Raw genomic sequence first — 5,513 nt, forward strand, 5'->3', positions numbered from 1 at the left:
GGCCGGCGCTGCGGCTGACGCGGCTGCTGCTGGGGCGCGTACTGCTGGGGCTGCTGCTGCGGATAGCCGTACGCCTGCCCGGAGGCGGGCGGCTGCTGCGGGCGCTGCGGCGGCTGCTGGGGCCGAGCGACCTGCCGCTGAGGGCGGCGGCGCAGCGGGTCCTCGCCGGGGTCGAGGTACTGGACCTGTGTCTGCTCGTTGCGGTCGCGGGCCGCGCGCAGCTGGTTCTGCCAGGGGTGCGGCTCCTCCGGGCCACCGCCCTGGCCCTGCCCCGGCGGGCCCGGAGGCACCGGCGGCATGACGGCGGTCGGGTCCGCGGCGCCGCGGTTCGGGAGGACGGCCGTGGGGTCGGCCGCGCCCACGGGGCCCGAGGTGTGCGGGAGCACACTCGTCGCCGCGTTCGGGTCGTACGCGCCCGCGCCCGCACCGGCCCCCGCGCCCTGCGGCAGGACCTGTGTCGCGTCCGCCGACCCGACGGGCCCGGGCGTGCCCGGCACCGGCGCGGGCGACGGGTCGGGGGCGAGGAGGGCGCCCACGCCCTCGGCGGCGGCGATCTGCGCGGAGTTCGCGTGCACGCCGACGCCCTCGGCGACGACCCGCAACGCGCGCGCGAGGTTCTCGGCGCTGGGCCGCTGCTCCGGGCTCTTGCGCAGACAGCGCTCGATGACCGTCCACAGCGGCTCGGGCACGGTGGACGGGCGGCGCGGCTCGGCGCTCAGATGCTGGTGCAGCACTTCGAGCGCGGAGCCGCCGCCGAACGGCGGGCGCCCGGTGACCAGCTCGTACAGCAGGATGCCGGCGCCGTAGATGTCGACGGCGGAGGTCTGCGGGCGGCCCTCGGCGCCCTCGGGGGCGACGTACGCGGGCGTGCCGACGAACTCGCTGGTCCTGGTCAGGCCCGGGGAGTCGGCGAGGCGCGCGATGCCGAAGTCGGTCAGCATCGGGTGCATCTGGCCGCCCTCCTGCTTGAGCAGGACGTTCGCGGGCTTCAGGTCGCGGTGGACCACGCCGTCGGCGTGGCTGGCGGCGAGCGCGTCGGCGATCTGGGCGGTGAGGAGCGCGGCGGCCACGGGCGTGAACGGGCCGTTCTCGCGCAGATAGCGGTGCAGGTCGGGGCCGGCGACCAGGTCCATGACCAGCGCCAGCAGATCGCCCTCGACCACGAGGTCCCGTACCCGCACGATGTTCGGGTGGGTGAGCCGGAGCAGCACGGACCGCTCCCGGAGGAACCGCATCACGATGTCCGGGTCGCTGGCGAGCTCTTCCTTCAGGACCTTGATGGCCACCGTCTCGCCGGGCTGCCCCGGCACGGCGGCCTCGGCCCCCGCGGTCTCCCGCTGGCGGGCGCGCCAGACAGTGCCTGTGGCGCCGCGTCCCAGCGGCTCCTCAAGGAGGTACTTGCTCCCTACCGGCCGCACGTCATGCGCTCCCTGCTGCTGCTGCTTGCTGCTTGCTTGGCTGGTCCGTCCACCGGCCTCGCCGGTGCTTCAGGTTGTGTTCGACCCACTGTAGTGCCGCCGTCCGCGGTAGCCGGGGCTGTCGTCCTGTGACCCTGCTGTGCGCTTTCGCGGTGTCTGAGGGCGGTTGTCCGGTGAACAGGCCCACGAGTGCGCTCAGGCACATGATGCATGCGAGTACGTACGCCTTCCCGTACGCGTTCGATGACATTCCCGTACTTGTTCGGCAGAAAGACGCTCGCCCCCGGGCGGTTGGTTGCCCGAGACGGACGTGACCGATCTCAAGCGGGCATCCAGCGGACATCGGTCGGGCACTGGTCAGGCACTTTTGGGGGCAGAGCCGACCAATCAAGATCACTTGCCGCTGGAGGACGGGCGCGTTGTCAGCGGCAGGTGCGAGGATGCCTTCACTACTGGCCGATGTGCTCGTGTGCGGTGGGGGAAGTCTGCGGTGGGGACCGCGCAGGCTCGTCCTCGTCCCGTGCGGGTGCCCGCGCGAAGGGATCGCTGACGGCGATGCAGATCCGGCTGACCGTCGTAGACCCGCTGGGGCCGCCCTCGGAGCCGCGAGGGCCCGCCACGGCCTGCGATGTGCTGGTGACGGCACCGGCGGGGACGGCCCTGGCCGCGGTGGCCTCCGGCCTCGCGTCGGCGGTCGGCGGCGAGGGGGGCGCCGTCCCGGCCGAGCGCGGCCGGGAGTCCGGCGGAGGAGCGGTCGTGCTGTACGCGGGCGCGGAGCGGCTGGACGCACAGCGCTGCACGCTGGGCGAGCCCCCGCTGATCGACGGTGCCGTGCTGTCCGTGGGCGCCCCCGTGGAGCCCGGCCCCGAGGTGGACGAGTCCGCGCACCGGCTGCACGTGGTGGCCGGTCCCGACGCGGGCGGCGTCCACTTCCTGCACGGCGGCAGGATCCACATCGGCCGCTCCGCCGACGCGGACGTGCCCCTCGACGATCCGGACGTCTCCCGCCTGCACTGCGCGGTGACGGTCACCGAGGACGGCCGCGTCTCGGTCGCCGACGTCGGCTCCACCAACGGCACGGCGCTGGACGGCACCCGCGTGGGCGACCGCCCGGTGCGCCTCACCCCGGGCGCGCTGCTGCGCGTCGGCGAGTCGGCCCTCCGGCTGACCCCGCCCGGGGGCATCGCGGCGGGCCCCGGGGTGCTGGGGACGGCGCCCGACGGCGAGGGCCATGTACGGGTGGTCGCCGGGGAGGCGGCGGACGGCGGGGGCGCCGCGGACACCGGGAGTGCGGGACCGGCCGATGGCAGCCCGGCGCAGGGCGCGTACGGCGGGACCGTGACCGGGACGGGCAGCGGCGGGACCTGGACCGGGCCCCGTGCCTCTGCCTCCCCCGCAGGTGCCCGTGGAGACGGATCCGTACAGCCGCGGCTCGTGCCGCACCAGGGCCGGGCACCCCGGATCGAGGGCGGCATCGAGGGCGGAAGCGGGGAGGCGGCCGGGCCCGGCGGCGCGGCGCCCGATGCGGGCGGCCACGGCAGAGCGTCCGACGCGGGCACGGCCGGCGAGGCGTCCGGTTCCGGCGCGCACGACCAGGCCCCGCTGGAAGGCGTCACCGGCCCGGGCGGCACCCGCAAGGGAACACCCGTGCGGGGGACGGATGTGCCGCGCGGGGTCCGGAAGCGCGGGGGCCTCACGGCCTGGGCGCGGCGGCTGGCCCAAGGACGCGGCGAGCAGCCGGGCACGGGCCGCGACCGGCAGGGCGAAGACGGCGCATACGAGGAGTACGACGGCGGGGCCGGCCTCGCCCCGAGACCCGCCGCCGGGGGAGCCCAGCTCCCGGAGAAGTGGCCGGACCCCGCCGCGCTGCTGCTCACGGCGCTCGGGCCGGGCCCGCGGCTGTGGGAGCGGGGGCCTGAGCACCCGGAGGCGTTGACCGTGCGGCTGGGGACGGCCGACCGGGCGGCGCCCGACGGTTCGGGGCTGCTGCCCGCGGTGCCGGTGACCGCCGGGCTGCGTGAGGTCGGCGCGCTGGGGCTCGCCGGGCCGCGTGCGCGGCTCCTGGGTCTGGCCCGCGCGGTCGTGGCCCAGCTCGCCGCGCTGCACTCCCCCGACACGCTGGAGCTGGTGCTGATCAGCACGGACCGCTCGCACCGCGCGCAGGAGCGCACGGCCGACTGGTCCTGGCTCGGCTGGCTCCCCCATGTCCGCCCGGGCCACGGCCAGGACTGCCGTCTCCTCCTGGCGTACGACCGCGACCAGGCCACGGCCCGTACGGACGAGCTCCTCCGCCGCCTGGAGGACCACGTCGCGGACACGGGCGGCGGCGCCGACCGCACGCGCGTGCCCGGCACGGGCGCCGAGGACGAGGGCGACCCCGGCAGGCGGGCGGCGCGGCGCCCCTCCTGGGCGCGGGACGACGATCCGGCGGACGCCGGCTTCGCGGGGCCGTACACCGTGGTGCTCGTGGACGGGGACCCGGGCGGGGCCGATGTACGCGAGGCCGTCGTGCGGCTGGCGCTGGAGGGGCCCGCGGCGGGTATCCACGTCGTGGTCCTCGCCGAGACGGAGGCCGCGTCTCCCGCCTCACCGGTGACGGAGACGTACGAGGCCGCCTGCGGGATGTCGCCCGTGTTCCGCGAGTGCGGGGCCGTGGCCCTGCTCAGCGGTGACGTCGCCACGGCGCTGCGGCTGATGCGCGTCGCGCCGGCCGGGCCGGGGGGGCGCGCGGCGGGCGGCTCCGGGCGCCATCCGCGGTCCGAGCCCCGGCACCACCACGCGCGCGCGGCGGATCCCACGCCCCACGCGCCCACCCGTACCACCGACCAGAGCCCGTCGGACACGACAGGCCACGCCTACGGCACCACGCGCTCCGCGGACACCAGCTCCGCGAGCCGTACCCACCTCGGCATCATCGGCCATCTGCCCGCGGACGCCGGACACCTGACCACCGGCACCGGCCCCGGTGCGGGTACCGGCACCGGCCGCGGCGCGCCGGCCGACCTCACCGAAGCCGCCCCCGGCCCCATAACCCCCGGCACGGTGGCCACCGTCGACGCGGTCTCGGTCGCGTGGGCCGAGCGGTTCGCGCGGGCACTGGCGCCGCTGCGGACGGACGGCTCAGCGGGCGAGCGGCACGCGCGTGTGTCGGCGCCGTTGCCCCAGTCGGCGCGGCTGCTGGACGAGTTGGGGCTGGCCCGGGCCACCCCGGCGTCCCTGATGGCGCGGTGGGCGGACGCGGCCGACGAGGGGAAGGCACTCGGCGGCCGGGCCTGGGCGGTGCTCGGCGCGGGCCCGCGCGGGCCGGTGTGCGCGGACCTCGCCACCGACGGACCGCATCTGCTGATCGAGGGCCCTTCCGGCAGCGGCCGTACGGAGCTGCTGCGCTCCGTCGCCGCGTCGCTCGCCGCCGCCGAGCGCCCCGACCGGCTGGGCATCGCCCTCGTGGACGGGCGGGACGGCGGCGGCCACGCCCGGCGCCCGGGTGACGGGCTGGGCGTCTGTACCGAGCTCCCCCATGTCGGCACGCATCTGGAGGCCCACGACCCGGTCCGTATGCGGGAGTTCGCCCAGTCCCTGAGCGCCGAGCTCAAACGCCGGGCGGAGCTGCTGGGCCGCCTCGACTTCGTCGAGTGGCACACCCAGCGCGAGACGTCCGGCCGTATCGGGGCCCAGCGCTCGGCGAAAGGCGCGGTGAAGGGCACGGTGAAGGGCACGGTGAAGGGCACGCCCGTTCCCGCCTCCGGTTCCGCCCCCGGCGCCGAGGACCTCGAGACGCCCCCCAGTTCCACCCTGCGCCTGCGTCCGTCCGCGTCGCGTCAGCGCACCGACCCCGGGCCCCCGCTGGCCCGTCTGGTGGTGATCGTCGACGACCTCGACGCGCTGCTGTCCCCGCCGCTGGGCTCGCCGGGCCGCCCGGCGGCCGGTTCCGTCGTCCGCGCGCTCGAGGCCGTGGCCCGGGAGGGCGCCCGGCTCGGTGTGCACCTGGTGGCCGCCACCGCCGGGGGCACCCGTACGGCCGAGACCGAGCTCGCCCGCGCGGCCACGCTCCGCGTCACCCTGGAGGCCCCCACACCGGGCCCCGACGAACCGGCC

General features: G+C 77.1%; 2 protein-coding genes. One reads left to right on the plus strand and one right to left on the minus strand.

What is annotated here, in order from left to right; translation table 11 throughout:
• A partial coding sequence (locus FNH04_RS40510) for a serine/threonine-protein kinase (protein ID WP_322725288.1) occupies window positions 1-1,418 on the minus strand: 1,418 nt, incomplete at its 3' end.
• 555 nt (window positions 1,419-1,973) lie between these two features.
• Between FNH04_RS40510 and FNH04_RS40515 the strand changes: the two genes are divergently transcribed.
• Window positions 1,974-5,513: FHA domain-containing protein (locus FNH04_RS40515; protein ID WP_152791187.1), on the plus strand; the 3,540-nt coding region annotated here is incomplete at its 3' end.

It is taken from the genome of Streptomyces phyllanthi (assembly GCF_009377205.1).
In the GTDB taxonomy this organism is placed as follows: Bacteria; Actinomycetota; Actinomycetes; order Streptomycetales; family Streptomycetaceae; genus Streptomyces; species Streptomyces phyllanthi.